Annotated in this window: 2 protein-coding genes; both read left to right on the top strand. The window is 72.3% G+C overall.

Annotated elements, in window-relative coordinates:
• The first annotated feature begins 817 nt into the window (after nt 1-817).
• On the top strand, nt 818-1,555 hold the full coding sequence (locus AB0G02_RS37015; RefSeq protein ID WP_360804209.1) for an ArsR family transcriptional regulator: 738 nt from the start codon (nt 818-820) through the stop codon (nt 1,553-1,555).
• A gap of 59 nt (nt 1,556-1,614) precedes the next feature.
• Nucleotides 1,615-1,998 (top strand): VOC family protein, encoded by a 384-nt coding sequence (locus AB0G02_RS37020; RefSeq protein WP_360804206.1) that lies wholly within the window; start codon nt 1,615-1,617, stop codon nt 1,996-1,998.
• The last annotated feature ends 35 nt before the right edge of the window (nt 1,999-2,033 follow it).

The raw sequence follows: 2,033 nt of genomic DNA on the forward strand, positions 1-2,033 counted from the left end.
CCCTGCACGACGAACGCGGCGAACAGCAGCGCCTCCCACCGCCAACCGCCGAGGAACGGGTCGGACCGGCCGGCGACGTCGGTCACGCCCAGGTCGGTCGCCACCACCGGCACGGACAGGAGGGTCAGCGCGGCGACGACCCGGCTGCCGCGCCACATCCGTTCCGGCACCCGCCGGGCGAGGTCCGAGCGCGCGCCCGCGATGCCGACGCCGAACGTGGCGATCAGCTGCGGCTACCACCAGACGTGCAGGTCACCGGCCTGGCCGCTGCGCGCCGGGCACCACAGCCGCACCGCGAAGGCGGGAAAGAAGGAGGCGGCGACGCGGGGCCACACTGCCGAACCCTCGCCTCACGACTGCCGCCCCCACCGCCCCCACACTGTCCACAGCGAGCACGATCGAGCACGATCGAGTCGATGGATCGAGCCGCAAGCTGGATGAAGCCGCACTCCGCGATGGGCAGCGCTCCACCCGTCCCCGGGCCGCGTTCCACGCGACATGCCATGCCCCTGATCGGGCCGCCGCCGCAGGGCTGCCGCCGCACGAGCTGCGCCCCGGCGACCTGCTCGAGCTGAAGCTCCACGAGCCACGGCGGCCTGCTCGAGCTGGAGCTCCACGAGCCACGGCGGCCACGGCCCGACCCCACCGCCCTCGCCCCTCACCTCACCTCACGCCCTCGCTTACGAGCCTCCGTGGGAGGTGGGCAGAGTGCGGGCGGTGGGCTGGTGAGGAGGAGGGCTGGCTGAACGGGGGTTGGTGCATGTCGTTCCGGCGAAACCGCATCAAATCGGCTTGATGTACTGTCACGCGGGTGGCGATGTCGGACCCGGTGGCGGTTCCGCTGATGATGCGCATGGCGGCGCATCCGTTGCGGTGGGCGCTCATGACGGAGTTGGCGGCCGGCGACAGGCGCGTGCGCGAGTTGGTGACGGCGGTCGACGAGCCGCAGAACTTGGTGTCGTACCACCTCCGGCTGTTGCGCACGGCCGGGTTGGTGGTGGCACGGCGCAGCAGCTTCGACGGCCGCGACAGTTACTACCACCTGGATCTCGCCCGGTGCGCCGAGGCCTTCGGGGAGGCCGCAGGCGCGTTGCACCCGGCGTTGGCACCGGCGGACCGGGGAGAGGCGGAGGACCGCGGATACCCGCGTGGGCGTTCCGTGTTGTTCCTGTGCACCGGTAACAGCGCGCGTTCACCGATGGCCGAGGCGCTGTTGAGGCACCGCGTCGAAGGCGTCCTCGTCACCAGCGCGGGCAGCCACCCGGCCCGGCGGCTGCACCCCAACACGGTGCGCGTCCTGCACGAGGACTACGGCATCGCTCTCGGACCCAGTCAGCCGCAGTCGCTCGACGCGGTCGCGGGGCGGCGGTTCGACCACGTGATCACGTTGTGCGACAAGATCCGCGAGGTGCCCCGCGACCACGGATCGGCCGTCAACACCCACTGGAGCCTGCCCGACCCGTCCGCCGGAGCGGACTCCGACCAGGCGGCCTACCCGGAGTTTCGACGCCTGGCCACGGAGCTGGACACCCGGATCAGGTTCCTCGCCCTTTGACTCCTCTGACAGACGACTGCCCCCTCCAGGACGACCGACCCCTCCAGGGAGACACGACCATGACGACCGAACTCGCCAGCGTCCGCTACCTCGTCGACGACGTGCGGGCGGCCGTCGGCTTCTACACCACCCACCTGGGCTTCACCGTCGACTTCGACGCCGCACCGGCGTTCGCGGCGGTCGTCCGCGGACCGCTGCGGCTGCTGCTGGCCGGACCCACCAGTTCCGCCGCACGCCCGATGCCCGACGGCGCCGTCCCGGGGCCGGGCGGCTGGAACCGCATCCACCTCGTCGTCGACGACCTCGACGCGGAGGTCGCCCGGCTGCGCGCGGCCGACGTCCCGTTCCGCAACGACATCGTCGACGGCCCCGGCGGGCGGCAGGTCCTGCTGCAGGACCCCGCCGGCAACGTCGTCGAGCTGTTCCAGCCCGCGGCCCGCTGACGGCACGAGCGAGACCACGTCCCCATGCTGATCGC

This window comes from Actinosynnema sp. NPDC023658 (assembly GCF_040639995.1).
In the GTDB taxonomy this organism is placed as follows: Bacteria; Actinomycetota; Actinomycetes; order Mycobacteriales; family Pseudonocardiaceae; genus Actinosynnema.